This window comes from Haliscomenobacter sp., from assembly GCF_040403615.1.
In the GTDB taxonomy this organism is placed as follows: domain Bacteria; phylum Bacteroidota; class Bacteroidia; order Chitinophagales; family Saprospiraceae; genus Haliscomenobacter.
This window is the reverse complement of sequence record NZ_JBBAKG010000003.1, coordinates 51,248-77,834: the sequence shown is the minus strand read 5'-3', so window position 1 is coordinate 77,834 and position 26,587 is coordinate 51,248. Positions and strand designations below refer to the sequence as shown.

The window sequence follows — 26,587 nt, the reverse complement described above, 5'->3', positions numbered from 1 at the left end:
TTACCGTGATTACTGTTGCACACGCAGGATCTTAGTTTGTATGTCGTTACCGTTCTTGGCAATTCTGATCAATTCGTCAATTGCACCCACCTGTTGTCCCATCATCATGGCCATGTTGTTGAACACTCCCATTATGTCTCCCATTGGGGTAATAGTAGCAGGTCCTTCAACAAACTCAGGACCTGCTTCACCAGCAATGCCCAGTTTGCCTGCGGCCAAATTGCCACCCTCAGCAAACGTAGGAATTTCCACGTGGATATGCCCACCTGTGGCTTTGGCAGTAGGGCTGTTGTATTCATCAATGGCTAAACTAGCACCTTGTTTGTTCAACCAGGTAACAAGTTCTTGACCTTGTTCAGGGCTAGGCTTTTTATCCAATGTAAAGTCTGCTGCCAGGCCTTTGGTATGTTTACTTGTAGATGCTTTTTCTTGATGAAAATTATCATTGAATCCACTAAAATATCCAAACCCTTTAATATTTTCCTGTATATTCTTGGCCAGTTCAATTATGTTGGGGCTAAGTTCAGCCCCTTGGGCTTGAACATCACCTTGTTTGAGTTTGAGACCTTGCTGTTCAAGACTCTCTCTGGTTGAACCTTGTGGCGCAGTTGCATCTCGTGGCTTGGTAGGGGTGAAACCTGAACTTTTAAGTGACTCAATTGCAGCCTGCCGTTTGCTACCTGACCCGCTAGATCGTCTGATCTCACGCTCTTCGCCAACTGCGGCCAGATATTCTTGTTTGGCTTTTTTTTGATCTTCATCCATACCAATGCCCATTTTTTGTTTGAAAGTGGCAGTGGCAAAGGCTTTATCAAATGCGGCTTTTTTAATTTTTGTTTCATCGTCAGCACGTTTTAGTACTTCTTTTTCATAGGCTGCATTTTTTCCATCTTCAGATATGGTTTCTTTTTCTTTCTTGAGTAACTCAAGTTTTTCGTTGTAATATTTTACTTCTCGATCAGCGGCGGCTTTTTGCTCAGGAGTTTTTGCTATCTGTTGATTGGCCTGCGCTGTTTTTAATTCTTTTTCGACCCCCGATATCTCAGTTTGTTTGGTAGCGACTTTGTCTTCTTTTTCCCCTAGGCCAATTATTCTCAACAACTTGTTAATACCATTAGTAAGATGAGTAAACCCATCGGCTAATTTGTCTGTTACCCCAGTTAGTTTCTGCATGTTGGCTAGAGCATTGGGTATGCCTTTGAAAACATCTTGTTCTAATTTTTTATTAATGTCTTGTTGAGTCTTTATTAAACTGCCATATTGATTAGCAACAGCATCGCCTAAACCTTGTTGTTGCTTCAGTTGGTCTGCGGCAATTTTCTTTTCTATTGCAGCCTGATCCATTTGATCAAGCAGGGCCAATTTTTGCATCTGACTTGTTTTAAGTTGACTGTCTGTGCCTGAATCTAGCATACTACGCTGTATGCCAATTGTTTTTTCATAGTTAGCACCTGCAGAAGTAACTCTTTTGAATCCCCCTACGGCTTGTACAGTTCCTGCTTCTAGGTCTCTAGCATAACGACCCAGTTCGCCAAAAGTACTAATGTTGGCTTTTTGTGCTTCTGCACTACGTAAGTTGCCGTTGACTGAGGCCATAAAAGCTTCTTCAATGCCAGCCTGAGAAGCTATTACTAGGCCTTGTTTCAATCGTTCAGCGGCTGCCAAACTTTCTTTATCACCTTTGATTTCAAGACTACGAAGTTTAGCATTGAACTGTTCGTTTTCTCTAGCCTTGTCTAGTAGAGCCTGTTGCTTTTGTGCGCTCATACCAGTGAGTTTGGTCAGTTTGTCTTGTTCATAAATGTATGCTCTAGCGCCATCGGCCATCTCTTTGCTGGTCATGTTCTGAGCACGACCTGCCAAAGTTTGATTCTTTGTATAACGCATTAAGGCTTCGTTTTGCTGTTCCTGAGTGATACCCATCTTGAAGAAACCGACTCTACTGGATTCTAATGCTTCTCCTACCTTGGCAAATTCTTTGCGTCCTTGTGCTACTGACCCAGACATCAAGGCAAGTTCTTGACTGTTGGCCGCTACCAGTGACACATAACTGTCCAACTGGTTCATGCTCAAGCCCAGTTTCTTGGCGTCGTTGAATACTCCGGTCATGCCGTCGCTGGCTGCCGCACCTGATTCTTGTAGTTTGCTGTATCCTTGATACAGTTTGTCAGCCATGTCATTGGCAGCTTTGGTATAGGCTATGGCAGCAGTAGCGGCCATGGTCAGTCCACCAATCACTGCCTTCATCACAATGCCGCCTGGCAACAACAAGGTCAGTGCTTTTCCTGCTAACACAGCCGCTTTGCCCATTTCGTCAAGGCTAGAATTAAAAGCGGCAGCACCTTTTTTGCCTTCGTACATGGCCTTGGTGCTTTCGATACCAGCGCCTGCCAATGCACCTAGAGCCTGTGCGGCTGTGTTAGCACCTTTGGTAAAACTTTCAGACCCATACTTGGCCTTCATCTGAGCATCTTTTAACTGATCAGCAGATTGTTGCGTCACTCGTCCAAATTGAGCCAGGTCATTCTGAACCTGAAGCATCGCGGCGCTTAACTGTCGCTGTACATCTGTGATATTTTCATCTGCCATGATTTCTGCCTATAAGTAGAAGTATATTTATAGGCAATATATGTCCCAATCTGCGAACCCGTTAAAACAATATTTTCGACAGCCGTCAGTTTACCTGCGCCTGCCTTCTGAAGGTAAATTTTGGCCTGCTGGCACTATCAGCATGCCCCCAAACAAAGAATTGCCAGTTTTACCCATGACTGCCATCGACGAAATCACATATCGTACACCTGATGCGCTGTTCAACGGATCGGCTGTGGTCAATGTAATTCAAAGTTGTATCCCCGATATCAAGGATGCATGGTCTGCGCCCGGAGCCGATCTTAACTCCATCCTGGTGGCCATCAGAATTGCCAGTTACGGTCACGAAATGGAAATCAACAGTGAATGCCCAGAGTGCAAGAACACTGATGAATACACCATTGATTTACGAATAGTGCTAGATGGGTTAACAATGCCTGACTATGTGACTCCGCTCCGAGAAGGTGACTTGGAAATAGCATTTCAACCCATGACCTATCGTGATCAAAACGATGTAAACTTAAAACAGTTTGAAGAACAACGGGTGTTACAATCAGTGCCTGAAAGCAATTTACCCGATGAACAAAAACTTGAAATGCTAAATCAAGCCTTGCAAAAAATTACAGAACTAACCGTGAGTGCATTGAAATGGAACATTGCCAGTGTCAGAACACCACAGGTGCTGGTAACAGATCCTGCACACATTGAAGAATTTTTACGCAACACCGATAGAAAATTGTTTGTTAAAATTCGAGATCTAATTATTGAAAAACGCAACACCAGCGAGTTTAAACCTGTACAAATGAAGTGTGCGGCTTGTGAACACGAATACAAACAAACAGTAACCTTAGATCAAACAAGTTTTTTCGATCAAGCCTCCTAAACCTATCGGCTGAAGAAATTTCCACCACAGTGGACCGCATGGAAAAGGAGGCAAACGATTTGAAGGCTCAATGTCTTAAAATGTCATGGCACATGCGCGGTGGCGGCACATACGAAGATGTGCTCAACATGAGTTTCAGCGAACGCAATATGATTGCAGAACTTATCAAAAGCAATCTCGAAACCACACAAAAATCCAAACTACCTTTCTTCTAATGAACATAGAACAAGTAAAAAAAGATATAGAATCCTGGATCGAAAACTTTGTGGAAGTTCCACATCCGGCCTTGGGCGGATTTCCGCCTTGTCCATTTGCACGGCAAGCCAGGCTAAAACGCACATTTGAAGTATACCTGGGAAGCGATCCTTATTATGATCTCAAAAATCGAGCACGTTGGGGCATGGGCAACTGGGAAGTTATTATCTATGCCTACGATCCTGTGGAATGGAGTTGTGAACTTTTTTCTGCCAGCATTGAATCTGCCAACACCGAACACCTATTACGAGCTGACCTCCTGGCCCTGGAAGATCATCCTGCAAATGTTGAAAATGTCAACGGTGTCATAATGAATCAAGGCAAGTATGCACTTGCATTAGTACAATGTCTAAGTGATCTGAACATCAAGGCTAAGCAAATGGCCAACAAAGGATTTTATCATGGGTGGCCAGAAGAATACTTGCAAGGTCTGTTCCATCATAGACAGGATCCAAGATGACTTATCAGTTTGCTAGAATTGATCTGAGTCAAACTGACTACAAAGAATCAGTCAAGTGGCAGTACTTGCACGAGCCAGACATTGCCAAGCTGAATACCATCTATAGAGACTACTGCAAGTACAAACACTTTGCTAGTGTCATGCCCATCTTTGACAGTCGTTATACTGACTCAATGACTGATGTAATTGGTTACTATGACGGAGACAAACTGGTTGCGTTCAGTTTAATTCGACGCTACGACGATCACAATGCTCTATGCGATCAATTTGCATGGAACTACAACAACCCCCGATTACGGTTGGGAATAGAAACAATGAAAACAGAGTGTGCTATCTACAAGTCATGTGGTTTCAAGTACCTGTATCTTGAGCAAGCACACCTGTACAAATCTGAAATACAAGGATTTGAAATACTAGGACCACTGGAGTAACTATGGATTTATATACAATTTGGGCAGACAAAGAAGGCGACATCACAGACCTTGACTGGGTCAACGGAATGAAAAGTTTCTTTGATCATTTGATCTCAGAAGGCAAGATGGAGTCGTACAGAATCACCCGATGCAAGATGGGATTCCGTTCAATTGCAGACATGCCAGAATGGATGATTATCATGGAGTTTAACGACATGGGTCAAATGGACAGTGCTTTCAAACGAGTAGCACCACTTGAAGGAGAACTCGAAGTCAAACACAAAAGCTTCAATCAATTCGTATCAGGCAACATACAACATGCCTTGTTTAGAGATTGGCCAGATACTAATCTATGAGTTTAGAGACTTGCGTAGCAAGTCTGTTGTTTCGCTTGCGCTCAACAACTGATTGCTTCTCTAACTATTTGTTTTAAGTATCATCTAGATTAATTGGTCATAATTCACCGTATGCACGGTGAATATGAAAGAGCATCATCTGAGTAGCACAGTCATCTAATAGTAATGAGATTGTAGTTTCCTACGCGGAGGCGGTTGACCGGTACCCCCTACTCAAGCTTCACATATCAACGGAACCCTAGTAACCCGATATTAGATCCAAGTTCTATGAGCATGGGGTGTATCTTCTTCACAGAGCCCAAACCATTTGTTGCCTTAAGTTAGCAATTGCCTTTGACGCCCAAGTCTAGACCGGGTATTGCACCGTTCCTCAATGGGGGTGAGCCAATACACTCACCACGTTGTCGTGATCGCTGCCTGTTAAATTTTGTTTATAATGTGTGAGCCATGTACTCTAACTTGTATATGGCCGTTGTAATAATCTCGTGATTCCAATACTCGTCGGGCAAATTGTTCTCTTGCTTCAACATAACTACATTCAGATTTTGATCCGCAGTAGTAAAGTATTTCTCTGGTGAAGTTTTCGGTGCCTAGTTTGATTACGTCTGCGGTTAATTCTGGGCTTGACCCATAGTACTCTCTCCAATCACTGTCGATCTTGGAGCGTATCTTCTTCCGCTTCTTTGTGCCGTTTTTTTGTGTTACAGTCTTATGTGTTGTTTTACTAAATTTTGCTAATTTTTTGCCTATGTACTTGCGTCCAGTGAGATTACATGTGATCAAGTAAACAAATCCAACACACTCTTCGGGCAACGTCTCAATTGGGGTATTTTGATATAGCCATGTCATGTGTTTTTTTGGTAGATTTATTCTTGCTGTATAGTTATCTCTTTCACCAGGAAGTTGCGTAATTTTTGTCTACCAGCGAACTTGAGCATTTGGTCTGGCATTCCTGCCAATTAAATGCTTGAAATTCGTCGTTCCAAAAAGTGTCTGCCAGTACAGTTGTTAAAGTTTTTGTGTGTAGATTAAAGTTTTCTGCCAGTTGTTGCCATTGTGAATTGTGATTGTATCTATTGGCCACCCAACAGCAAGGAAACAACCTGCCGCGAGCATCAATGTACAAACCTTTGTTGCCTATTTCGCATAACGGAGTTACACCGTTACGACTTGGAGTTTGATTGTATAGTTCAATATTTTTACGGTGTACAGGAGTCCATGATCCGCGATAAGTTAATTCTGAAACTTCTCTTTCGAATCTGTGACTCGTGCTGACAAATTTTATACTGGGTTGTAGAGGATCGTCTATGCCATAACTGGGATAGACACTGCCAAATTTAGTGCTTTTGGTCAATTGAAAAACATCAACATCCAGTTGCTTTGCTAAGTCTCGCATGTGATCTAGTCGATCCTCGTTGAATCGGAATGCAATAGTAGCCCATATAATTTGACAATCGCTTGCATTACGTAATGCGGTGATACCATTTGTGATACTTGTGAAGTCACTGTTCACCCGATACAGATTGTTGCTGGCGTTGTCCCATCCGTCTATGCTGAAATGCACAGTATCACTGCTGTCCAAAACAGATCCCAGTTGTGTCCACCACTCGGTCTTTTTGTGCGATCCGTTTGTAATAATAACAATTTCCACAGGCTTGATACTTTTAATGTATTGTATTACAGCAATCAAGTCGTGAGCATAGATAGGATCACCATCATCGCCACAAAATGTAATCTTTTCAACATTGTTCAACACAAACTCTGGAGTGAAATTACGTTGGAAGAATTCTAAATCTAGTTCTGTATTCACAAGGCCGTTGGGAACTTCCTGTCTAGCACAGCGAGGACACCGCAAAGTACACTTGCTGGATACTTCAATATGAAAATGCCAAGTGGCTAGCATAATGCTACCTCTCGTTGCCACTGTTGATCAAATGCTGTGCCCTGGGCAGTTTGTCCACACGTAGACCAGCACACAGGATCCTGTGTTGGAATAGCATCTACGTCTGCAACAAAATCTCGTTGTCTTGAGCCCAACCAACAGCAAGGGCCAATACGGCCTTGTGCATCTATGTAAACACTTTTCTCTTTTAATGCATAACAACTGATACCAGTAGCCTGCTGTTCTATTGGTTGCCATCCTGTGGGAAACTGTAGTGATTCAGTAAATCCACGTTTTGAAACTTTGGCTCTGAACCAAGAAAATCCCAAATCTCTGGCCAGTTGTTCACAAGTATCAACCTCGTGCTGATTGTGACGATATACTAACATGTCCCAGTGTGCTGAACCGCCTGCTTCTATAAAAGAACGAGCATTGCTCATCACCTTGTTCCATACAACATTTTGTCGATAGGTAGCATTGGTTGATTCTAAACCGTCAATTGAAAATACCACATAGTCTTGTGGCTGATTTAATATTTTTGCTAGTTCGTACCACCAAAATGTAGTTTGAATACCGCCATTGGTATTCATACCTAGTACAATGTTGGGATTAATCTTTCTAAATTCTCGAAAGATATCTAGAGTATTTTTACCAGCGGCCGGATCACCGTAGTTGCCACACATGAACATTTTGTCTAGTTGTTGAATTTTTTCTTTGTCAAACACCTGCAGTATCTGACTCATATCGAGATGATGCTGACGATCTTTCTTAAAGTTTGGGTCAGTTTCTCTAGCACACAAAGCACATGCCGCCTGGCATACGTCCGTGGGCTCTAGGTGTAAAACTTTTATATCACGCAAGTTCAACATCCGTGTTGTAACTGGTAAAGCCGTTCTCTTTGATCACTTTGAGAATGTTCTCCACACGCCCAGCCAGTTCATCTCTATGTGATACAAGCCAGATTGATTTGTGACGTTCACGACTCATCTTTTTCAGCAAGGCCAGTGCATTCTCCACACCTTGTGTGTCTAGGCCGTTGTCAATCAGTTCATCAATGAACAACAAGTTGATGGGTGAATATAAACTTTCCCAGACATCACGGAATGCCCAACTCATACTCAAGATCAAACGATTACGTTCACCACGCGATAAGTTGTCAAAGTCCAGTTCACGTCCCAGTTCCTCAATGCTTACAGTTAGATCGTTTTGAAACTTCACAGTATGTGGCAAGCCAATGCGATCCAGGTAGTGTGTGAGACGGGCGTTTAGATAACTCAAGTTTTGATCAATGATCTTCTTGCGTACAAAACTGTCTTTTGATGTCAACAGTTTGAGCAAGAAGTCCTGGTGATCTTGCACTCGAGTAAGTTCGTTAAGTGCGTCGTATGATACAACCTGTAACGCCTGTCCTTGCATGTCAGTAATTTGTTCTTCGTAGGTATCTGTGTCTGCTTCACGTGAGGTCAAATCTTTGCGTAGTGTTTCCACAGTATTACGATGATTCAATGCTTGTTCTAGCGAATCATAAAACACAGTGGGTGCTGTGCCTAATGTACCAATCTGGGTGATGGTATCCTCGTGTTCTTGACGTTGTGTGTCATTGGCCAAGAGTTGTAGTGCTGTTTCTTGAACCAAGGCCTGTTTGGCCTGCTTCAATTCATCCTGTTTGTCATCATGCAAGTCTTGACCACATGAGTGACACCTGTGAGCATCTAATGCCTCAATTTCTGTCTTGAGTTTATCCAACAGGCGGTTTAGTTTGACATCCTCTGTGTCAATTTGACGAATGTAACGTGCGGCATCATCTAGGGCTTTTTTCTTCACATGGAATTCTTCTAGGTCTCTATGTGCTTGTACTTCAGCATCAATGTCGATGTGTTCAAGATCCGCAATAGCCTGCGCCAGTTTGCCCACATCTTCGTCACGCTTGGCTGTCCATAGCCGCTGACGTTTACGCAGACTTTCGATCTGTTCTTCAATGCGCTTGTTGGCTTCTTGCACAGCACGTATGCGGAACTCTTCTGCTTGAATGGCATCTTTGGTCTGACGATTGAGTTCTTTGATTGCGTCAGCACGTTCACTCAGCAAGGTAATGCCCAGCAACTGCTCAATGATGGTGCGTTGGTCGTTAGCCTTCAAACTCAAGAACGGTTCTGTGTAGGTGTTCAAGGCCAGCACATGTTTGAACATGTCATGGCTCATGTTCATCACACGCTCAATAGCATCTTGTGTTTCACGACTGTCGCCTTGTGCTTCATCCTCAGCAGCCTTGTGTTCGTTGTTGATATAAAAACGTAGAACATTTGGCTTGCGTCCACGTTCGATTCTGTAATCTTGACTGTTGACTGAGAAGTCCAGGCTTACCAACATGTTCTTGCCATTGGTCTTGTTTACCAGATTGTCTTTGCGGATGTTACTCAGTGCTTGTCCATACAAGGCATAACTCAGTGCATTGATAATTGTGGTCTTGCCTGTACCGTTGCGTGAGCCGTCTCCACCTAAGTCCAAGTTTTCGCCCAGTACTAGTGTAAGGTCGTTGCGGTCAAAGTCGATGCCTTGAGTGGCCGCGCCCACACTCATAAAGTTTTTAACAGTTAAGTTTTTAATTTGTATCATTGGTTAGTATATAATCCGCTATTGCTTGATGACCTTGCTCTAGTAAATGTCCAGTTTCTCCCACAGGATACTGATTAGTTAAGTCGGAGATCCACCAGGTGTTCCAACCTAAAAAATGTTGTTGATCTATTTGTTCGATCAACAGTTGAATCTCATTGTGCTCGGCGTACAGTTGATCATCGTTCATCAAATCAAAACACAACAAAGATTGTACCATGGCATTGAAGTTGGACCAAGAAGCACTCCACCTGTTGATATAATTATTGTCCGCATTGATCATCACATATGATTTTTTAATGCTTTCAAAGTATCGCTGTAACAAAATAATATTTTGTAACCAAAGTTTGAACGCATATAATTCGTTGTGCCACACTGCGTAGTGTAATTTTCCGTAATCTTTGAATTCAGAAGAATTGCCATATATCGAGTGAGTTAGATGAGGATTAAAATTCACAATGTGATTGTTGTCAGTACGGAATCTTGTAAAGCCTGATGTACAGGTCCATGCTATGTAAAATTTGTCAAAGTCGGGTGCATTTTTAATAGTTCGGTACATAATTCGATCATTAGTACCACCGTAAACACTATCGTTAATAAACTCGCAATTTAAATTTTTTGAAATCAGGGCTGGCCAAGCCTGTGAATCCGGATCAACCAAATCGTCTCCCCAAGTGTGGCTGCATCCGTTGAAATAAAGTTTCATAGTCTCAGATCATTTAGTTTTGTGTGTTGCGCTATACAATTATTTTATTACCATAGAGCAAGTGATATTGTACCCAATCACCGGCAAAGAAGTCAATGACTACTTTGCCATCTTGCCACCAGTTTGTAGTTACTATCGGGTCAGATGCGCCCAATGGTGTAAAATTACAAATTTGATTCAACATGGATGTAACAATCTCAAGACCCCCTAGTGAACATTTTTTTAATATCACTGGATTAGAACCTGAGTGTTCTATCACAAATGTTAATTGATTGGGAACCAAAACTTTAAAGTTTAATTCGGTTTCTATTTGGCTTATATTGCTGACTGTAGCTAATATACTAGTACGGTCATGTATTGTTATTTGCAACTCCTCCGGAGGAGTTACACATTCTAAAATAAGTTTAAAGTTAGTATGCATCTAAGTTAAATTTCAATTTGTTTTTACAAAGATCAACAAGACTTTGATGATGTTCAAGTCTGGCGCTTCTGCTTATTTCAGCAGTTTGCCAAACACGTCGATTTTCTTCAGAAACAATAATTCCGTACTTGCTAATGTTTCTTTCTAGTCCAGTACCTGGAAGAATTGTCAGAGGGGTAAGGAACAATCTACGGATTGTGTTGTTGTACTGCACCCGATCTTTAAACCATTGCTTTGTATATTCGTAATCTTCTAGAGTCTCAGTGGGATACCCGGTGATGATCATCAATATTATATTGATATTATATTTTTTGGCCATCCCAAGATGATAGTCAATGTCGTCGTTTTCAAAATACTTGCCAAGTTTTTTTCTAACATGTGGAATCACACTTTCGATACCTAACGATAATGTAGCATTTGTTGTTGCCATCTGTTGCCACATGCTTTCAGGATGTTGACTATTGGGTCTTACAATAAAAGAAGCATTCCAACTAATTTGTTCTGCACGGTACTTTCCTTGATTGTATTCATCCATAAGACGTAGTAATCGTTTAAATTCTTTGAGGTTACCATTGGTAATGCTACTTCTAAAGTCAAAGTTTCGCATATTATAACGCTTCATTTGAGATAACATCTCCTCAAATATGTTTTCAGCACTTCTTGACTGAAACTTTTCCCAGTACTCAATAACATCGCAAAACTCACAATTTCTTACACACCCTTTAGCATCTACAACAGGAATAAACGATTGTGTGTATAGGTAAAAATTGTAATCAGACCAGTCTGGATGCGGCAAAGAGTCAAGATCTGCTGCCGGAATCCATGCATCAGAGTTTATTCCTGGATAGGTATAGTTGCCGTTGACGTACTCAACCAGCGATTGATCGCCATCGCCGGCAATCCAATCGTCAACTAAACCTTTGTTTCTAATACCAGTTCGAAAGTGATCCAGTGGGTTAGCAACATGATATTTAATACCCGGCCCTCCGATTACTATTCTTGCTGTTGGACATAGTTGTCTCAAAATTAAACATAACCACAATGTAAAATTTTGACATTCGAACGTTAGCAAACTCAGTGCAATAATAGTTGGATTCTTATCAGCTATGCGGTTAGCACAATAAAACAATATTTTAGATATTTCTTGTACTACCCAATCTTCTGCCATCTGTGAGTCAAAGAATTTTTTTAAATTATTATATTCGGGGTGAGATTTAAGTTTTACTAACACCTCAATATTTAGATCCATTGCAGTTGACTGGATCCCGGCCTTGTTTAACGATGCTTTTAACACTGCTGGTGCAGCCATTGGAGCATGCATGCTATCAACCAACGGCATGCTGGCAATTACAACATGATGATCAATGTTGCTGTTTATATCTGCCATAACAATTATTTTCCTTTAGTAAATTAATAATTTTTAGTTCTACTAAAAATCAGCCAAGATGTTGTGTGACATTTTGAACTTGCAGTGATAAAATATTCAACACATCACCAAGATACCAGATCATAGAGTCTGGTAAATCTTCAACAGCAACTTGTTGTCGTAGAATTCGGATTCAATGTTGGTAATTTGATCAGTTACAATTTGATCTACTGATTCAAATTTGACCTCACCGGGAGCCATGTCAGTGTCTACCGAACTATTTTTGTTGGGAATCAGGGCCATCTCTCTCAGCCCATATTTTTGGATATAAGTTTCTTTGACAAAGTTGGCCTCCTCATACGAAATCTCAATGTCCAACTGCACCCGAACGTGCATGTCTTTTGCAAGCAAAGTAGGTGCGTTATCAATGATACTAGCCAAACCTAACACACGATATCTTGGTTGATCTGGCCAAGCATGAAACTCTGGCTCCTGCCCCCACTCTAGTATCATCATACCGCGATCGTCATCTCCGGCATCAGCATAGTTGTGCGGAAAGCAATTGCCAATGTAGGTAATGTTCTTTTTGGTCTGGCGTTTGTGAAAGTGTCCAGTAAACACATGCTCAAAGTTCGTGAAGTCTTCTCTGCGTACTTCGCCGTGATCCGGCATCTCTACCATGGCATTCATCAGATATCCGGGCAGTTCAAAGTGCCCGAACATGTATTTGCCCTTTAGTTTGGGTATGCGTTTATGATCGTCTCCACATAGCCAAGGGGCAATAACGACATCACCATGGCTAAACCAATCATTGCAGATTTGCACACGAGGGAGGTGCTTTGCCCACTCCACGCTTTGAATGTCACGTTTATCGCGATAATATAAATCGTGGTTACCAGGAATAAAATACACATGTTCAAAGTTGTCATTCATATGCTCCAGTGCTTGTAGGCTGTAGTTCAGTGTGACAATGTTTAGACTGGCACGGTTATTGTGCCAGTCGCCCAGGAACATGCAGGTTTCGCAACCTTCGGCCTTTGCTTTGGCAGTTGCCCACTTTACAAAATTCAAGCAGTCCTCGTTGTGTTGAGTGCTGTTGCTTTTTAAGCCAAAGTGAATGTCTGTGAAGACCGCAGCCTTCCGGAATAGATTTGTCATCTAACTAGTATACTACTCATCCAAGCTAGATACAACCGGTCCGGACATGGCAGCCATACTGTGTTTGCCAGAGTTCTGACGTGTCCATGAAGGATTGAGTCCGTTCATTTCTAGTATGTCATCGCGAATGTTTTGGTTCTTCTTCTCAATATTCAGGATACGAGTGAAACTATTAGTGATAGCGGCAGTATAATACGCAAAAGGGTTCTGCGATTTTGACTCGTCAAATTGCAGCCCAATTTGACTGAGTTGTAGCAAGGCTTGTCCTCGCATTTCTTCGTTGTATGTGTATCCACGCCAGTTACTCCTTGTAGCATATCTTTCGCATAATTTCATAAACATCAGGGCCAGTTTCTTGGTCATGTCACCGTGGTCCTTGGAAAACTCTCCTGAGACCAAGTCGCCTTTCCAGTGACTACGGCCAACAATAAACGGCTTCTTGTCTTCATCTAATCGAAAATGTTCAAATGGTGGGAAGTTCACACGCACATGATTCATGTCCAGCACAGGAACGTCCACGATATCTGCCAATGGATCTTCTTCTACCACATCATCCAGATCTAAAATTTCTTCTAGTTTTCGCTTTTTGGCTTCAGCCTTGGTAATTTTTTTGGGTGCCTTGGGTATGTGATCCCAGCAGGTGATACGGAACACAATTTCTGTGTTGGGTATCTTTTTAGGGTCTACAATAGTGCCTTCTCGCTTGAGTCGATCCGCTTTGTTACGTCTTGCTTCGGCAATAGTACGCTGATTGATCTTGTCTATTGACGGCAAAATAATATCAAATTGGTGATCCATTGCTCTGTCTTGATACCAGCAGTAGTTGTTTTTACTGAGATGAATTTCTTTTAAGATATCTCTGTTGTTGAGATAATTGACACGAGGTGCCGCTTTGGGTAATAAAGTCATGTGTGACCAGTCTCCTAATATGTACTTATTGTAGCACATTTACAACAGTTGTCAACCTGTTTCTTAAAAGACGCCGTTTTAGAAATGGGTAAATAACACATAGGAACACTAACATGGCAAACCCAACAGGATCAGACAGCAACGGTGGTACAACCACAGTGGTATCAAATCCACCTAATGCCCCCACGACCAACACAGTACCTAATACAACAACAGATACAAAAATCACAGAATTTCAAGCATCAACGCCACAGTCATCGACCACTACTAGTCCTCCTATCTCTGTGTCTTACCCTGATGGAACATACTTGTTCAACAGCCAAGCCGAACTTGATGCATACTCACAAAACCCCAATGACTACGCCAGTTCCTTTGTGGGTAGTGGCTATACTGTAACCAAAATAGCATTGCCACAAACAAAAGCCGCAGTCGATGCAAACAACAGTGGCGAAGGATTTGGCAATGTATTTCCCGACGGCTTTGGCGGTTTTGTCAACGGAGATGGGCAACCTGTTGATGCCAATGGATCATTGATCCCCACCGGTGATAATGTAACTGAATCAGCCGCACTGGTTGATCCAGGCACCGGCGGTGAAGGATTTGGTAATGTATTTCCAGATGGTTTTGGTGGATTTGTCAACGGTGATGGTCAGCCTGTTGATGCCAATGGATCATTGATACCCACTGGTGATAATCTAACCCAATCGGCCGCACTGGTTGATCCAGGCACTGGTGGTGAAGGGTTTGATGTAAATCCTGATCCAGAAGGCTCGGGAGGCTTTGTTGACAGCAGTGGCAATCCAGTTGATCAATTTGGTATGCCTATTGAGGCTGTACAACCCACAACCTACCCACCAGCAGAGGTTGCAATTGACGGAGTTGGTGTACAGGAAAACGGTGCAACTGTAGATCTTTTTCAAGGCGCCAACGATGCTGTGGCTGATGAGGTAGCGCAATCTGCCGCAATGGTACAACGAGCAAAACAACAAGCCACAGTACAAGCACGTTACAAACAACCAGGCAACACTGACTGGCGTGTGAGACTGAGTCTTGGACCAGGCGCACAGTATTTGTACAATGCTACACCGGCTGGTGTGTTGGCGCCACTGGCTGCCAGCGGCGGAACTAATGGCGTGATATTTCCATACACTCCGACCGTTACTACAACTTACAGTGCCAACTATGAGCAGTATGATTTGACGCATTCAAACTATCGCGGACTATTCTACAAGAACTCACGAGTGGGCGACATACAGATACGTGGTACGTTCACAGCACAAAATACCACAGAAGCCAACTACCTATTGGCAGTGATACATTTCTTCAGATCAGCAACCAAAATGTTCTATGGCCAGGATCCACAACGTGGCACACCGCCTCCTATATGTTTATTAAACGGATTTGGTGGCTATCAGTTTTCAGACCACCCAGTGGTCATAAGTTCATTTAATTACACCTTGCCCAACGATGTGGACTACATAAGAACAACCAATCCCAACAACTTTGGCCTGAATTTAAACAATCGCTACAATCCAGCAGGTGCCAGTTTGCCAGCAGGCGGATCACTAGCCGGATTGAGCAGATTGGTAAATGCCTTGCTACCAAAAGGTGCTCAAGCGCCAACTCCGTCGCCCAACACAGTAGCAGGCAGTGTCACAAACAATGTGCCGGCCAGTTATGTACCAACCAAAATGGAAATAGACATCACATTGATACCTGTACAGTCACGCAGTCAAGTTAGTCAACAGTTCAGTCTCAAAGGCTTTGCCAATGGCGACCTACTCAAAGGAGGATTCTGGTAATGGCACAATACGACGCAACCAGTCCATATTTTGAGACTACCTACAGTCAGTTTTTTCTTGATACCATGGTCAACCGACCCATACCCAAAGAAAGTGATGACCTAACATTTACTATTAATATTACCTATCAGTATAGACCAGATCTGTTGGCATTTGACTTGTATGGCATTGCAGGTCTATGGTGGGTGTTTTATCAACGCAACCCTAACACACTACAAGCACCACCCATGGACTTCAAAGTAGGAACCTTGATTTATTTGCCAAAATTGTCAACGCTGAAATCAGCCCTGGGGTTCTAATCCATGGCCACAGCCGTAGAACTTCAAGCAGAAATTCGTCGTTTGCAAGAACGATATCGCATTGCTCAAAACGGGCTGGCCTCACTCAATAGAAATTTACAAGGTAATCAGGCAATACTAGCAAGGTATACCAGTGAAGTAGCAACCATACCAGGGCAAGTTGCCGGTCTCGAAGCGCAAATAAATGCCATTCAAACTCCACCTCCGGCCACAGCCAGTCAGGCAGCTAGAGATGACGCATCTCGAGGACCCAACGCACCAACACCAGCAAAAGTCAGCGCCAACGGTCGTATAGTGGCACCTGACACTATCACACCCACCAACGCAGACACAACCACAACGTCTGAATACAGTGGTGATCAGGGACTTGATGGTCAAACAAGAACCACGGAACAAACACAAGCCACCAACGGGTATGATCAAGGCATCAATGTCAGAGCCGAGGACGGCACACTATCTAATCTTAGAAAAAATCCTGAGACGGGAGAGTTATATAATCCAGGAGGTATACCTGGCGGTGTTGATTTAACTACAGAACCAGGTGTTGCGGCACCTCCTGATGATGCCAAGAATAACAGTACAAAAACTGTGCAAGCCAATGCCAATGCTGCCAGCAACGCATTAAAAATTCAATCGCGTCCCAACCCCTTGGATCAATTTGCCAGTTACACTTATTCTATATCAGTGTACCTGTTGAGTGCGTCACAGTATGAAAGATTATTGCGTAGCAAAACAAAAAAGATTGATGGTTACTTTTTGCTGTTCCAAGATGGCGGCGCACCTGTCAATCGTGGAGGTGAAAAACAAGGCATGGGTACTGCCAATATTTCGGCCAGTGACAGTGGACGCAATCCATTCTTTCCGTACGACTACTACATTGACTCACTCACTCTAGATACTAGTCCATTGGGCAAGGCCACTGGTGCCAGCCACATGACCGCCACAATGAAACTGGTAGTAAATGAAGCCAATGGTATCACACTGATTGACAATCTATATTCCGCTGTGGCCAACTTGCAACAAAAAGACGGCAGTGGCAAAGTCAACTACACCGCGGCTGACTACTTGGCAGTGATAAGATTTTATGGCCAGGGTGCCGACGGCAATCCAGTACAGGTTCGTGCCAGTGGTGGAGCCGCAATAGAAAAATTCATCCCATTCAAGTTGGCCGCCATTAACTGGAGCATTGGCAGCAAAATGGTCACTTATGAATGGGATTGTGTGCCGCAAGGACAATTGATCGCAGGGTACACCGCTCGTGGATCTGTCCCACATGACATGCAGATTACCAGCACTTCGGTAGGAAAACTACTAGGTGGTGATGTAATATATACAGGGACCGAAACTGCTGCCTCCACTCCGGGTAAATCAACTACCTCAACCACAAACAGTTCTGTAGGGTATGTAAGCGATTCTGAACAAATTGCGGCCGCCAATCGTGCGCCACCAAAAGCAATTGCCGCACCCACCACAAAAAAATCTGTTACCCAAGGACTAATGGGTGCTCTTACCGAGTTCCAAGAAGAACTAACTAGACCACAAAAAGGCCAATCAACTTCTATTTTTGACATAGCCGATAGATATTTTATCAAATTTGTAGATGGTATAGGATACGATGGCAAAGTTATACCTGCGTCAGCAATTGAAAATGCCAAAATCACCATACCACAAAACAAGGAAGATAAAGCTCGAACAGCATCTGGGGCTCCCCTAGCTGGAAAAAACGGAGACACACAAGGATTAGATCAGTCCAAACAAGCACAGGACAACATGTCACGTAGTTTTAGTATCACCGCTGGACAAATGATCACACAAGCAATTGAACTTGCTATTCGTAACAGCACCTATATCCTGGACCAGGCCTTGGTAAAACAAAACAGCGATGGTTATCAAGTACCAAACACGGATAAACAAAATTCACCCATGACATGGTTCAATATCATAATGAATGCAGTTCCCCGTCCCGGCGGTATTGATCCCAAACGCAATGATCATGCGTTTGATATCACCTACACCATCAAGCCTTATAGATTGCAAAATTTTAACAGCAAGTATTTTCCACCCAGTAGATTTGCTGGAGTACACAAAAGTTATCCTTATTGGTTCACGGGACAAAACACTGCGGTGTTAGAATATCAAGAAACCATGAACGCCTTGTACAGTATCACTGTGAGCGGTAGCGATCCTAAAAATAGTGCGGCAGCAAAAATACGTGAGGCCGCAACATCAAGCCTGCGTGATATTGCCAAGTACAACTATGCAGTGACCAGTGGACAAAGCACACAAGGTTCGTCAGACACTAGACTCAACGAAACTGCTGCCAATGCGGCTGATTATTTGTTCAGTCCCGGTGACTTGGCCAATGCCAAGGTAAAGATTCTTGGCGATCCTGATTGGATACAACAAGGTAGTCTGTTCAAAGAAATTAAACCAGGCGCAAATCAAATAGAAGACATCACTGGATTTGGCGAAGACGGCAGTATCAGTTTTGAAACTGGCGATGTGCTGTTTGAAATTGTGTGGCAACGGCCAGAAGATTATGACCTCAACACCGGAGTGGCGGATCCTTATGGCGGCGGCTACAGTGGTCGTGCCAACAAAGCAAGAGAACCCATACAGAGCAGAGTATATCAGGCTGTTAAAATTATTAGTGAATTTAGACAAGGTGCGTTCTATCAAACCATTGAAGGCACACTGTATCAGTTTCCGTTGCCTAGCAAAAAGAACACTGTGAATGCTGGCGCTGGTGCTGTGACCAGCGATTCACTAGATCAAGGACGTGCGGCCAGCAGTCAAGGCAAACTAACCCAGGCACAATTGGCCGCGGCGCAACGAGCGCCTGGCAGTGGATCGTCCATTACATCAAGGCTGGGAAATCAAACAGATACCAATCAAACTGACGCCGAAACCGCAAGACTCAATAGACAAAGTGCCTCATCGGCCGGCGCACTAGGCGCACAGCAGGCATCTGGAAAACAACCTATCACTCGGCTTTCGTCGAGTAATGCCGGAGTCGACGCTGATACATTGTCACAAAATGTAGGTATCAACATAAGACCAGCCGGGCCACCAGGTGCCGCTACCGACGGTGACGGAAATCCAATTACTGTGTCTACAGAGTTCAACATCGGGCCACCCAAGTTACCGGGTGTGAGTGCAGGACAAGACACACTGACTGATACTCAATTGGCACAACTAGAAGACGGTATACCAGCCGGAGGTGATGATCCCACTAGTTCAACAAATCCCAGCAATCAAGACATTGCTACAGACGGAGGTTAATCGATGGCAGAAAGTGTACAACGCAGTAAAGGACGTTCCAGTAATTACAAATTAGATCGTGGGGGCGTGCCTGCAGAATTTGGGCCCTTCTCTGGAGTGGTCATGAGCACAGTAGATCCCACACGTGCCGGTCGCTTGCGTGTGTATATTGATGCATTTGCAGCCGGCACTGAACAGAACATGCAAGATGACAGCACATGGACCACGGTGAGTTATATGCCGCCTTTTTATGGATCCACTCCACTGCAAGGCACATCCAACTCTAACAACTACGGAAAATATCCAGGCAATCAAAACAGTTATGGCATGTGGTTCACTCCCCCTGACGTGGGTGTTACTGTGATGTGCATTTTTGTGAACGGTGACCGCAGTCAAGGGTATTACATTGGTACGATTCCGGATCAAGGCTTGGGTAGCATGGTACCGGCCCTTGCTTCGGTTGCAGTGTCACAAGCGGACGTGCAAAACAAAAATCAAAAAACATATTTTGATGGTGCCACACGGTTGCCTGTGACAGAAATCAACACAAATAATACAGATCTTTTCAACAGCCCAAGATTTTTTGATGGAATAAAACCAGTACAAGGGGTAGTAGCACAAGCATTGCTACAACAAGGATTAATCAAAGACAACGAGCGTGGTACAATTAATTCCAGTAGCCAACGTGAAAGCCCCAGTGCAGTATTTGGTATCAGCACACCAGGAATTCCTATCTATCAAGGCGGAATGAAGCCCACTGACATCAGAACTAAATTAAATGCAGGCACACTCAAGCCCAGTGATGCCCAGGTAATTGGTCGAGTTGGGGGGCATAGTCTTGTGATGGATGATGGCGACCTTGAAGGCAACAACGCATTAGTTAGACTACGCACCAGCAAAGGCCATCAAATTACCATGAGCGATAGTGGAAACTTTTTCTATATTGTTCATGCCAATGGACAGGCCTGGCTGGAGTTTGGCGTAGAAGGCACAGTAGATGTGTATGCCACAAACAGTGTAAATGTGCGCACCAAAGGAGACATTAATTTACATGCTGATCGGGACATCAATATGTTTGCTGGTCGTAACTTCAAAGTCAAGAGCAAAGAAGATATGCAGTTGGAGACCAATACATTCTTGAGTATTCAAGCACAAGAAGACATTACTTTGTATAGCAAAAGCACAGTTGGAGTCAAGGCCGATGGTACACTTGTGCTGAACAGTGCATCGGGATCTTGGGGTGCAGGTTCTGCACTGGCATTGCAAGCAGGCGGAATTGATCTTAACGGCCCTGCTGCGGGCACAGTAACCAAACCACAACCGTTGACCACAACATTGTTGGATGATACCAAATGGGATACCAGTCGGGGATGGATAGTCAAACCCGAAGGATTAAAAAGCACAGTAAGTCGTGCGCCCACACATGAACCTTATCCATACCATAACAAAGGTGTGGATGTTGAGGTTGCGTTTGAAGAGGGCAAACCCAGTCCACCACCGGGTGCAGAACCAGTGCCGCCAGGCATAGAAATACAGGCAAAATAACATGGCTGAATTCTCATTTACCAGTAGCGATGGAAAACCATTTAGCATAAAAGGGCCCGATGGCCTCACAAGAGATCAAGCCGAAGAAATCTTTAAGAAACAAGATTCAACTGGTTCACTAGTGGGATTCAAACCAGGCGACAGCCTCTCTGCGGCCTCGCAAGCAGTCAGTGGCCTTGCAGGTGCTCAAGGTGCCTTGCAACAGGCACAAGGCGGTATTGCAGGCGCTCTCGGTAGTGTAGGCAGTGTTGCACCATTGGGATCAATCAGCCGAGCCCTTGGTGCCGCTGGTGGTGCTGGTAGCGGATCATTAGCCGCAACGGCCGCTGGGTTAACCGCGGCCATAGGTCCCGCAGTCTCGGCAGCCTCGGGCGCCATTTCTTCAACTATTGCTGGGGCTGTAGATGCAGGCAAGGCCCTGGTCAATGCCGCGGTCATACAAGGATCCACAGCAGTCTCGTCTATACAGACTATAAACAAAACCATTACCGGTTTTCCTGTCACCAATCCTATTAATATCGCTAACTTCTCAAAAGTTGCCAGTGGTATCACCGGTGACACCGGTGCTGTAAATAGTATTGGTCCCATGAGTGTGCCAGAAGTAAATGGTGTGTTGGCACAAGCAAAGAATTTAACAGGGCAGGCTTCTAGTACCATCAGCAATACCAAGGGTCTTGGATCATTTGGGTTTGATCTAAAACAATTGGAAACAGCAGGATTTATCAAACCTGGTGTGGCAGCCCTGGCATCTCAAGGTGCAAGTTTATTCTCTAGTGTGGCAAAAAGTCCTGCGGCCTGGACCGGCAAAGATGGAATCAAGAGTGCCGGTGATTTGTTGGGCAATGCTGGCAAACAGAGTTTGATACAACAGGATCTCATGACCAAAGGTGTGGCAGGGCTAGGTGCAGTGGGGGTTCCTGTGCAAAATTTATCCAGTCAAGGCATTGCTGGTATGGCTTTAAATGCCGCGAAGAGTTTGCCCAACGCAGAAGCATTTGTTAAAGGCCTGCCTATTCCTGGAGATGCAACAGGTGCAACACAAGCTGCCTTTTCAAGTGCTGTTCGTGATGGCGCATTTGCTGTGAACTTGGTCAACACAAAAATACCCACAGCATTCAAACAACAAGATATTCCTGTACCCAAGACAGACACAGTAAATCGTGCCACACTGGATGCAGCCAGCACTAGAGTTGTTGGCGATCCAAAAATACCTACACCAAGTTACACAGCCCGGGCCAACACAGGTACAGCAAGCAATTACACAGCCAAGGCAACTGCATTCCTCACCGATTGGTTACTTCCGGCCGAACAAAAATTCGCAGCCTTGGATCCAAAATTTGCAGCCTTAGAAAATCAACAGACTATCACACAAGCACAATACAATGCACTCAACTCTGAACGTGATACGATTCGTAACAACTACAACATCAACAGTGTGCCAAAAGCAGTAGAGGTATCTGAAATTTATAATTCCTTGACAGTTGACGAAAAAACTGCAATCAAAGGAACAGATCTAGATCTAAACTCTATTCTTTCAAAGATTCGAGCCATTGCGGCAATATCAACACAACAAAAAGAAAGATTGTACATATTGAGTCAGAAGATTGAGGGACGCGGGGAGGGTGAATAAGCACCCATAAATACCATATGGCACAAACATTTATTGGATTCAACACACAAAAACAATACAAAAAGTTCACTCTCACGGACTTTGCGTTGGTCAAACGCGACCTCTTGAACGCATTTAATATACGACAAGGCCAACTACCTGGCCGTCCTGCATATGGTACGGTGCTATGGGACTTTTTGTTTGAAAACCAATTGGAAGAATTACAAAATAGTATAGTTGCTGAAGTACAACGGGTAGCCGGAGGAGATCCAAGAATCTACATCAGCGACACACAGGTATATCCACAAGAGAATGGCATATTGCTTGAAATTGAACTACAGGTAATACCCAGCGACAATGCCCAACGACTGAGTATCTTCTTTGATCTGCAACAACGTTCAGCAAGTTACGTATAAACTGAGCGGTTTTTAACTTCCATAAATAAAAGAAGAGGCTCAGTATAATGGCAAAAACAACTAGACAAACAGCGATATTTGGCGTAGAAGATTGGAAACAAATCTACCAAACCTATCGCGAAGCCGACTTTCAAAGTTATGATTTTGAAACTCTGCGCAAAAGTTTTGTTGATTACCTGCGTTTGTACTATCCAGAAACATTCAATGACTATATTGAATCGTCAGAATACATTGCCTTGTTGGATGTTATTGCGTTCATGGGGCAGGCACTGGCCTTCCGTACAGATCTAAACACTAGAGAAAACTACATAGACACAGCCGAGCGTCGTGACTCAGTGGTACAACTGGCAAACCTTGTGAGTTATACCGCCAAGCGAAGCATTGCCGCACAAGGCTTGCTTAAAGTATTCTCAGTTCAAACCACAGAAAATGTTGTGGATTACCAGGGTGTAAATCTTTCTAACCTTATTGTCAATTGGGCAGACCAGACCAATCCAGATTGGCAAGAACAATTTACTGCAATTATAAATGCCAGCCTAGTTGACACACAAAAAGTCGGGCAGCCGGGCAACAAACAAACTTTGTTGGGAGTAGTCACCAGCGAATTTGGTATCAACTTGGTTCGGGGTTATTTGCCAGTGGTACCGTACACAGCCACAGTGGATGGAGTAAGCATGCCATTTGAAGCCATGACATCCACATCAGTAGGCGAAACTTATCTGTACGAGCCTCCCCCACAAGCCAATGTGCCATTTAATGTGTTGTTTCGTAACGACAGCCTGGGCTTTCAATCAGCCAACACAGGCTACTTCTTCATGTTCAAGCAAGGTGTGCTCCAGAATCAAGATTTCAACCTGGCAGAAAAAGTCAGCAATCGTACTGTAAACATCAACATTGAAGGTGTCAACAATGAAGATCGTTGGTTGTTTCAATTAGACAACGTTGGTAATATCAATCGCGAGTGGGCATATACAGAAAATATCTACTCAGCCGGTGCTGAACAGACAGCCACAGATCTACGTCCCATCTACTCGGTCACTTCCAGAACAAACGATCAAATTACCATGGTATTTGGTGATGGCGTGTTCAGCGAAATCCCAGTAGGTACATTCCGTGCTTATGTCCGTGCAAGCAATGGTCTACAATATATCATCAATCCTGAAGAGATGCAAAGTGTAACCATTCCAATCAGTTACATTAGCCGGTTAGGTAATCTCGAAACTCTAACATTCACTTGCGGTATCACTCAACCTGTTTCAAACAGTCAAGCACGTGAGACTATTGATGCTATCAAACAACGTGCTCCTGCTCGATATTACACACAAAACCGCATGGTCAACGGAGAAGACTACAACCTCTTTCCTTACACACAATACAACTCAATTGTGAAAAGCAAGGCATTAAATCGTGCGTCAATCGGTACTAGTCGTTATCTTGACCTTGTGGACAACACAGGCAAGTATTCCAGCACCAACACATTTGGCAGCGACGGCGGCCTATGGGAACAAAATATTCTTCCCACTATCTTGTTCTCCTGGACCAATCGCAATGAAATTGCTGATTTTACTACCAATCAAGTTCAGCCGGCCATTGGTGCAAACACCATGCGCCAGTTTTATTATGAAAACTTTCCTAGAGTCACAGCCACTTTGTTGCCCACATATGGCGGCACAACCTGGGTACCAGATGCAAGTTGGACGCAAAGCACTACGTTGGCCAACGAAACCACAGGCTACTTTAAAAATGCAGTTTATTCAACTGCCTTCCCTACAGGCTCGCCTATTCCAGTGGGACCGACTACAACCACAGCATTCAAATATGTGGCTGTGGGCAGCCTGATCAAGTTTGTACCACCTGACGGTCAATATTTTGACAAGAATAATAAATTACAAACAGGTGTCCCAACTTCCGCAGATCAGAAGTTAGAAATCTGGGCCAGCCCAATCAGCATCGAAGGGTCGGGCTACAACAACGGTCTCGGTAACTTGCCTTCTGGCGCAGGCCCTGTTGCACTCAACAACTTTGTGCCCACAGGTGCGCTGGTTGATACTATTATTCCTTTGTTTGTTACTGATCTACCAGTGAGTATAGAACAAAGCATTACTGAACAAATTTTGTTGAATCGTAATTTTGGCCTAGGGTACGACAACGATGGCGACATTACTGGAACGCCTAGTACCTGGTATCTAATTACCAGCACCAACCTAGCACCGGATGCCGCCTGGAGCCAAACCTATGCTGGCAACACGTCAGGTACCAATTTAGATGCATCATGGTTGATACAATTTGTTGTGCAAAATCAAAACTATACTACCACCTTTCGCGGCCTGGCATATGCATTTGGATCTGTGTTACAAACACGTTTCTTCTACTATGACGGCGGACAAATTTATGACAGCCGCACAGGCACAGTGATCAAGGACTTTATCAATGTGCTGGCAGTGAACACTCAACCAGACTCAACAGATCATTTGTCAGGCGATATCTACATGACCATTATTGGACAACCTGTAGAAAGCGATGGCTATGTTGATGACTTCCAGGTACTGGTAGGATATCGAGACAGTGACAATGATGGTGTACCAGACAATCCTGATTTCTTTAGTGAAATTGTTGCACCAACTGTAAACTCTACACAAAAATATATCTATCTCCAAAAGACCGTGGACTTTGACAACCTGCAACGCTACCTGTTGGTAGAGCCAGATGTGGTGACTAGTGACTATGGCACCTACGACGAGATTGAATTGCAAAAAAGTGCATGGACTCCGGGCCAGGTATTTTATGCCTATGAACAAGAGGATTTCTATCAGTTGTCAGTGAGTTACATAGGAACAAGAACCTTGGTTGATGTCACTGACGAATGGATTGCCAGAATTGGACGTCAAAGTTTGTATTTCCAATATCGGCACAATGCGCCACTCACATCTAGAATTGATCCAGGCACAACCAATATCATTGACCTGTATGTTGTGACCTTGAATTACTACACTGCTTATCAAAATTGGATACGTGATACTACAGGAACTATTATTGAGCCTGCGGTACCCACCATTGATGAATTATCAACTGAATATCAAGGCCTACAAAATTACAAAATGTTGAGTGATAATATTATTTTGAATTCGGTGATATTCAAACCCCTGTTTGGAGCCAAAGCAGATGCCAATCTGCGTGGTACCATCAAGGTCATCAGAGCCAGCGGTTCAACTGCCAGTTCGAGCGAAATCAAAAGTAGTGTGGTTGCGGCTATGAACACCTACTTTAGTATTGACAAATGGAATTTTGGAGATACATTTTATTTCTCAGAACTAGCCGCGTACCTACATCGGGAGCTTGGCACAATTATAAGTTCAGTAGTTTTGGTTCCATTGGACACACAAAAATTCTTTGGTGATTTGTATGAAATACGTTCTACGCCCACCGAGATATTCACAAATGGTGCCACTATCAACAATGTTGAAGTTATTGAAGCATTGACCAGCAACAATCTTCGCACTGCCTCTGGCAGTGGAGTGACCTTTGCCGCAGGCGGCGGTGGCAGTGGCGGAGGTACAAGTACCAGTTCAAATGGTAATGGTGGCAGCAATGGTGGTGGTGGCTACAGTGGTGGTGGTGGCTACAGTGGTGGAGGATCATATTGA

Annotated in this window: 22 protein-coding genes; 12 read left to right on the top strand and 10 right to left on the bottom strand. The window is 43.7% G+C overall.

Translation table 11 applies throughout. From position 1 onward, the window contains the following. Window positions 1-9: 9 nt before the first annotated feature. Complete coding sequence (locus ABW391_RS01955) at window positions 10-2,247, bottom strand: hypothetical protein (protein ID WP_353480133.1); 2,238 nt, start codon at window positions 2,245-2,247, stop codon at window positions 10-12. Between the two features lie 382 nt (window positions 2,248-2,629). On the opposite strand from ABW391_RS01955, the gene ABW391_RS01950 reads away from it, so the two are divergent. From ABW391_RS01950 to ABW391_RS01930, 5 genes are all read left to right on the top strand, one after another. Beyond that, complete coding sequence (locus ABW391_RS01950) at window positions 2,630-3,472, top strand: T4 family baseplate hub assembly chaperone (RefSeq protein ID WP_353480132.1); 843 nt, start codon at window positions 2,630-2,632, stop codon at window positions 3,470-3,472. Window positions 3,473-3,552: 80 nt separating this feature from the next. Continuing rightward, on the top strand, window positions 3,553-3,687 hold the full coding sequence (locus ABW391_RS01945) for a hypothetical protein (protein WP_353480131.1): 135 nt from the start codon (window positions 3,553-3,555) through the stop codon (window positions 3,685-3,687). Next, window positions 3,687-4,187: a hypothetical protein gene (locus ABW391_RS01940; RefSeq protein ID WP_353480130.1), complete on the top strand. Its 501-nt coding sequence runs from the start codon at window positions 3,687-3,689 to the stop codon at window positions 4,185-4,187. Before ABW391_RS01945 ends, ABW391_RS01940 begins: the two co-directional genes overlap by 1 nt. Beyond that, entirely contained in the window at window positions 4,184-4,618 is a 435-nt protein-coding gene (locus tag ABW391_RS01935) for a hypothetical protein (protein ID WP_353480129.1), read from the top strand. Before ABW391_RS01940 ends, ABW391_RS01935 begins: the two co-directional genes overlap by 4 nt. 2 nt (window positions 4,619-4,620) lie before the next feature. Next, window positions 4,621-4,956: a DUF6614 family protein gene (locus ABW391_RS01930; RefSeq protein WP_353480128.1), complete on the top strand. Its 336-nt coding sequence runs from the start codon at window positions 4,621-4,623 to the stop codon at window positions 4,954-4,956. A 420-nt stretch (window positions 4,957-5,376) separates the two neighbouring features. Here the strand turns inward: ABW391_RS01930 and ABW391_RS01925 are convergent, their stop codons facing one another. The 9 genes from ABW391_RS01925 to ABW391_RS01885 form a co-directional block, all read right to left on the bottom strand. Continuing rightward, on the bottom strand, window positions 5,377-5,805 hold the full coding sequence (locus ABW391_RS01925) for a hypothetical protein (protein WP_353480127.1): 429 nt from the start codon (window positions 5,803-5,805) through the stop codon (window positions 5,377-5,379). 43 nt (window positions 5,806-5,848) lie between these two features. Further along, window positions 5,849-6,766 (bottom strand): hypothetical protein, encoded by a 918-nt coding sequence (locus ABW391_RS01920; protein WP_353480126.1) that lies wholly within the window; start codon window positions 6,764-6,766, stop codon window positions 5,849-5,851. An 86-nt stretch (window positions 6,767-6,852) separates the two neighbouring features. Next, window positions 6,853-7,707 (bottom strand): radical SAM protein, encoded by an 855-nt coding sequence (locus ABW391_RS01915; RefSeq protein WP_353480125.1) that lies wholly within the window; start codon window positions 7,705-7,707, stop codon window positions 6,853-6,855. Continuing rightward, a complete protein-coding gene (locus ABW391_RS01910) occupies window positions 7,691-9,454 on the bottom strand; it encodes an AAA family ATPase (RefSeq protein WP_353480124.1) in 1,764 nt (587 codons plus the stop codon). The genes ABW391_RS01915 and ABW391_RS01910 overlap by 17 nt, the downstream gene beginning before the upstream one ends. Next, the gene (locus tag ABW391_RS01905; RefSeq protein ID WP_353480123.1) at window positions 9,441-10,157 is read right to left on the bottom strand and encodes a DUF6071 family protein; all 717 of its coding nucleotides are present in this window, start codon (window positions 10,155-10,157) and stop codon (window positions 9,441-9,443) included. The genes ABW391_RS01910 and ABW391_RS01905 overlap by 14 nt, the downstream gene beginning before the upstream one ends. 31 nt (window positions 10,158-10,188) lie before the next feature. After that, the gene (locus ABW391_RS01900; RefSeq protein ID WP_353480122.1) at window positions 10,189-10,578 is read right to left on the bottom strand and encodes a hypothetical protein; all 390 of its coding nucleotides are present in this window, start codon (window positions 10,576-10,578) and stop codon (window positions 10,189-10,191) included. Continuing rightward, entirely contained in the window at window positions 10,568-11,965 is a 1,398-nt protein-coding gene (locus ABW391_RS01895; RefSeq protein ID WP_353480121.1) for a B12-binding domain-containing radical SAM protein, read from the bottom strand. The genes ABW391_RS01900 and ABW391_RS01895 overlap by 11 nt, the downstream gene beginning before the upstream one ends. 120 nt (window positions 11,966-12,085) lie before the next feature. Next, window positions 12,086-13,102, bottom strand: coding sequence for a metallophosphoesterase (locus tag ABW391_RS01890; protein WP_353480120.1), 1,017 nt, complete (start codon window positions 13,100-13,102; stop codon window positions 12,086-12,088). 12 nt (window positions 13,103-13,114) lie between these two features. Beyond that, window positions 13,115-14,011, bottom strand: a complete 897-nt coding sequence (locus ABW391_RS01885; protein WP_353480119.1) for a hypothetical protein — start codon at window positions 14,009-14,011, stop codon at window positions 13,115-13,117. 113 nt (window positions 14,012-14,124) lie between these two features. Here ABW391_RS01885 and ABW391_RS01880 point away from each other — a divergent pair, with 113 nt between their 5' ends. The 7 genes from ABW391_RS01880 to ABW391_RS01850 all read left to right on the top strand — a co-directional run bounded on the left by ABW391_RS01880 (window position 14,125) and on the right by ABW391_RS01850 (window position 26,587). Continuing rightward, window positions 14,125-15,813, top strand: a complete 1,689-nt coding sequence (locus ABW391_RS01880) for a hypothetical protein (RefSeq protein WP_353480118.1) — start codon at window positions 14,125-14,127, stop codon at window positions 15,811-15,813. Next, window positions 15,813-16,112, top strand: coding sequence for a hypothetical protein (locus ABW391_RS01875; RefSeq protein WP_353480117.1), 300 nt, complete (start codon window positions 15,813-15,815; stop codon window positions 16,110-16,112). Before ABW391_RS01880 ends, ABW391_RS01875 begins: the two co-directional genes overlap by 1 nt. Before the next feature lie 3 nt (window positions 16,113-16,115). Beyond that, window positions 16,116-19,394 (top strand): hypothetical protein, encoded by a 3,279-nt coding sequence (locus ABW391_RS01870; RefSeq protein ID WP_353480116.1) that lies wholly within the window; start codon window positions 16,116-16,118, stop codon window positions 19,392-19,394. Between the two features lie 3 nt (window positions 19,395-19,397). After that, window positions 19,398-20,918 carry a hypothetical protein gene (locus ABW391_RS01865; RefSeq protein ID WP_353480115.1) on the top strand — a complete coding sequence of 507 codons (1,521 nt, stop codon included), beginning with the start codon at window positions 19,398-19,400 and terminating at the stop codon, window positions 20,916-20,918. 196 nt (window positions 20,919-21,114) lie between these two features. Next, window positions 21,115-22,548, top strand: coding sequence for a hypothetical protein (locus ABW391_RS01860; protein ID WP_353480114.1), 1,434 nt, complete (start codon window positions 21,115-21,117; stop codon window positions 22,546-22,548). Between the two features lie 17 nt (window positions 22,549-22,565). Further along, the gene (locus ABW391_RS01855) at window positions 22,566-22,943 is read left to right on the top strand and encodes a hypothetical protein (RefSeq protein WP_353480113.1); all 378 of its coding nucleotides are present in this window, start codon (window positions 22,566-22,568) and stop codon (window positions 22,941-22,943) included. A gap of 47 nt (window positions 22,944-22,990) precedes the next feature. Beyond that, the gene (locus ABW391_RS01850) at window positions 22,991-26,587 is read left to right on the top strand and encodes a hypothetical protein (RefSeq protein WP_353480112.1); all 3,597 of its coding nucleotides are present in this window, start codon (window positions 22,991-22,993) and stop codon (window positions 26,585-26,587) included.

Bases quoted from the DNA above. Each gene is read 5' to 3' on its own strand.
- ABW391_RS01875 (WP_353480117.1), top strand. From the start codon at position 15,813: ATGGCACAATACGACGCAACCAGTCCATATTTTGAGACTACCTACAGT.
- ABW391_RS01890 (WP_353480120.1), bottom strand. From the start codon at position 13,102: ATGACAAATCTATTCCGGAAGGCTGCGGTCTTCACAGACATTCACTTT.
- ABW391_RS01850 (WP_353480112.1), top strand. From the start codon at position 22,991: ATGGCAAAAACAACTAGACAAACAGCGATATTTGGCGTAGAAGATTGG.
- ABW391_RS01940 (WP_353480130.1), top strand. From the start codon at position 3,687: ATGAACATAGAACAAGTAAAAAAAGATATAGAATCCTGGATCGAAAAC.
- ABW391_RS01930 (WP_353480128.1), top strand. From the start codon at position 4,621: ATGGATTTATATACAATTTGGGCAGACAAAGAAGGCGACATCACAGAC.
- ABW391_RS01880 (WP_353480118.1), top strand. From the start codon at position 14,125: ATGGCAAACCCAACAGGATCAGACAGCAACGGTGGTACAACCACAGTG.
- ABW391_RS01925 (WP_353480127.1), bottom strand. From the start codon at position 5,805: ATGACATGGCTATATCAAAATACCCCAATTGAGACGTTGCCCGAAGAG.
- ABW391_RS01945 (WP_353480131.1), top strand. From the start codon at position 3,553: ATGTCATGGCACATGCGCGGTGGCGGCACATACGAAGATGTGCTCAAC.
- ABW391_RS01915 (WP_353480125.1), bottom strand. From the start codon at position 7,707: ATGTTGAACTTGCGTGATATAAAAGTTTTACACCTAGAGCCCACGGAC.
- ABW391_RS01865 (WP_353480115.1), top strand. From the start codon at position 19,398: ATGGCAGAAAGTGTACAACGCAGTAAAGGACGTTCCAGTAATTACAAA.
- ABW391_RS01885 (WP_353480119.1), bottom strand. From the start codon at position 14,011: ATGACTTTATTACCCAAAGCGGCACCTCGTGTCAATTATCTCAACAAC.
- ABW391_RS01905 (WP_353480123.1), bottom strand. From the start codon at position 10,157: ATGAAACTTTATTTCAACGGATGCAGCCACACTTGGGGAGACGATTTG.
- ABW391_RS01900 (WP_353480122.1), bottom strand. From the start codon at position 10,578: ATGCATACTAACTTTAAACTTATTTTAGAATGTGTAACTCCTCCGGAG.
- ABW391_RS01855 (WP_353480113.1), top strand. From the start codon at position 22,566: ATGGCACAAACATTTATTGGATTCAACACACAAAAACAATACAAAAAG.
- ABW391_RS01950 (WP_353480132.1), top strand. From the start codon at position 2,630: ATGTCCCAATCTGCGAACCCGTTAAAACAATATTTTCGACAGCCGTCA.
- ABW391_RS01910 (WP_353480124.1), bottom strand. From the start codon at position 9,454: ATGATACAAATTAAAAACTTAACTGTTAAAAACTTTATGAGTGTGGGC.
- ABW391_RS01955 (WP_353480133.1), bottom strand. From the start codon at position 2,247: ATGAAGGCAGTGATTGGTGGACTGACCATGGCCGCTACTGCTGCCATA.
- ABW391_RS01870 (WP_353480116.1), top strand. From the start codon at position 16,116: ATGGCCACAGCCGTAGAACTTCAAGCAGAAATTCGTCGTTTGCAAGAA.
- ABW391_RS01895 (WP_353480121.1), bottom strand. From the start codon at position 11,965: ATGGCAGATATAAACAGCAACATTGATCATCATGTTGTAATTGCCAGC.
- ABW391_RS01935 (WP_353480129.1), top strand. From the start codon at position 4,184: ATGACTTATCAGTTTGCTAGAATTGATCTGAGTCAAACTGACTACAAA.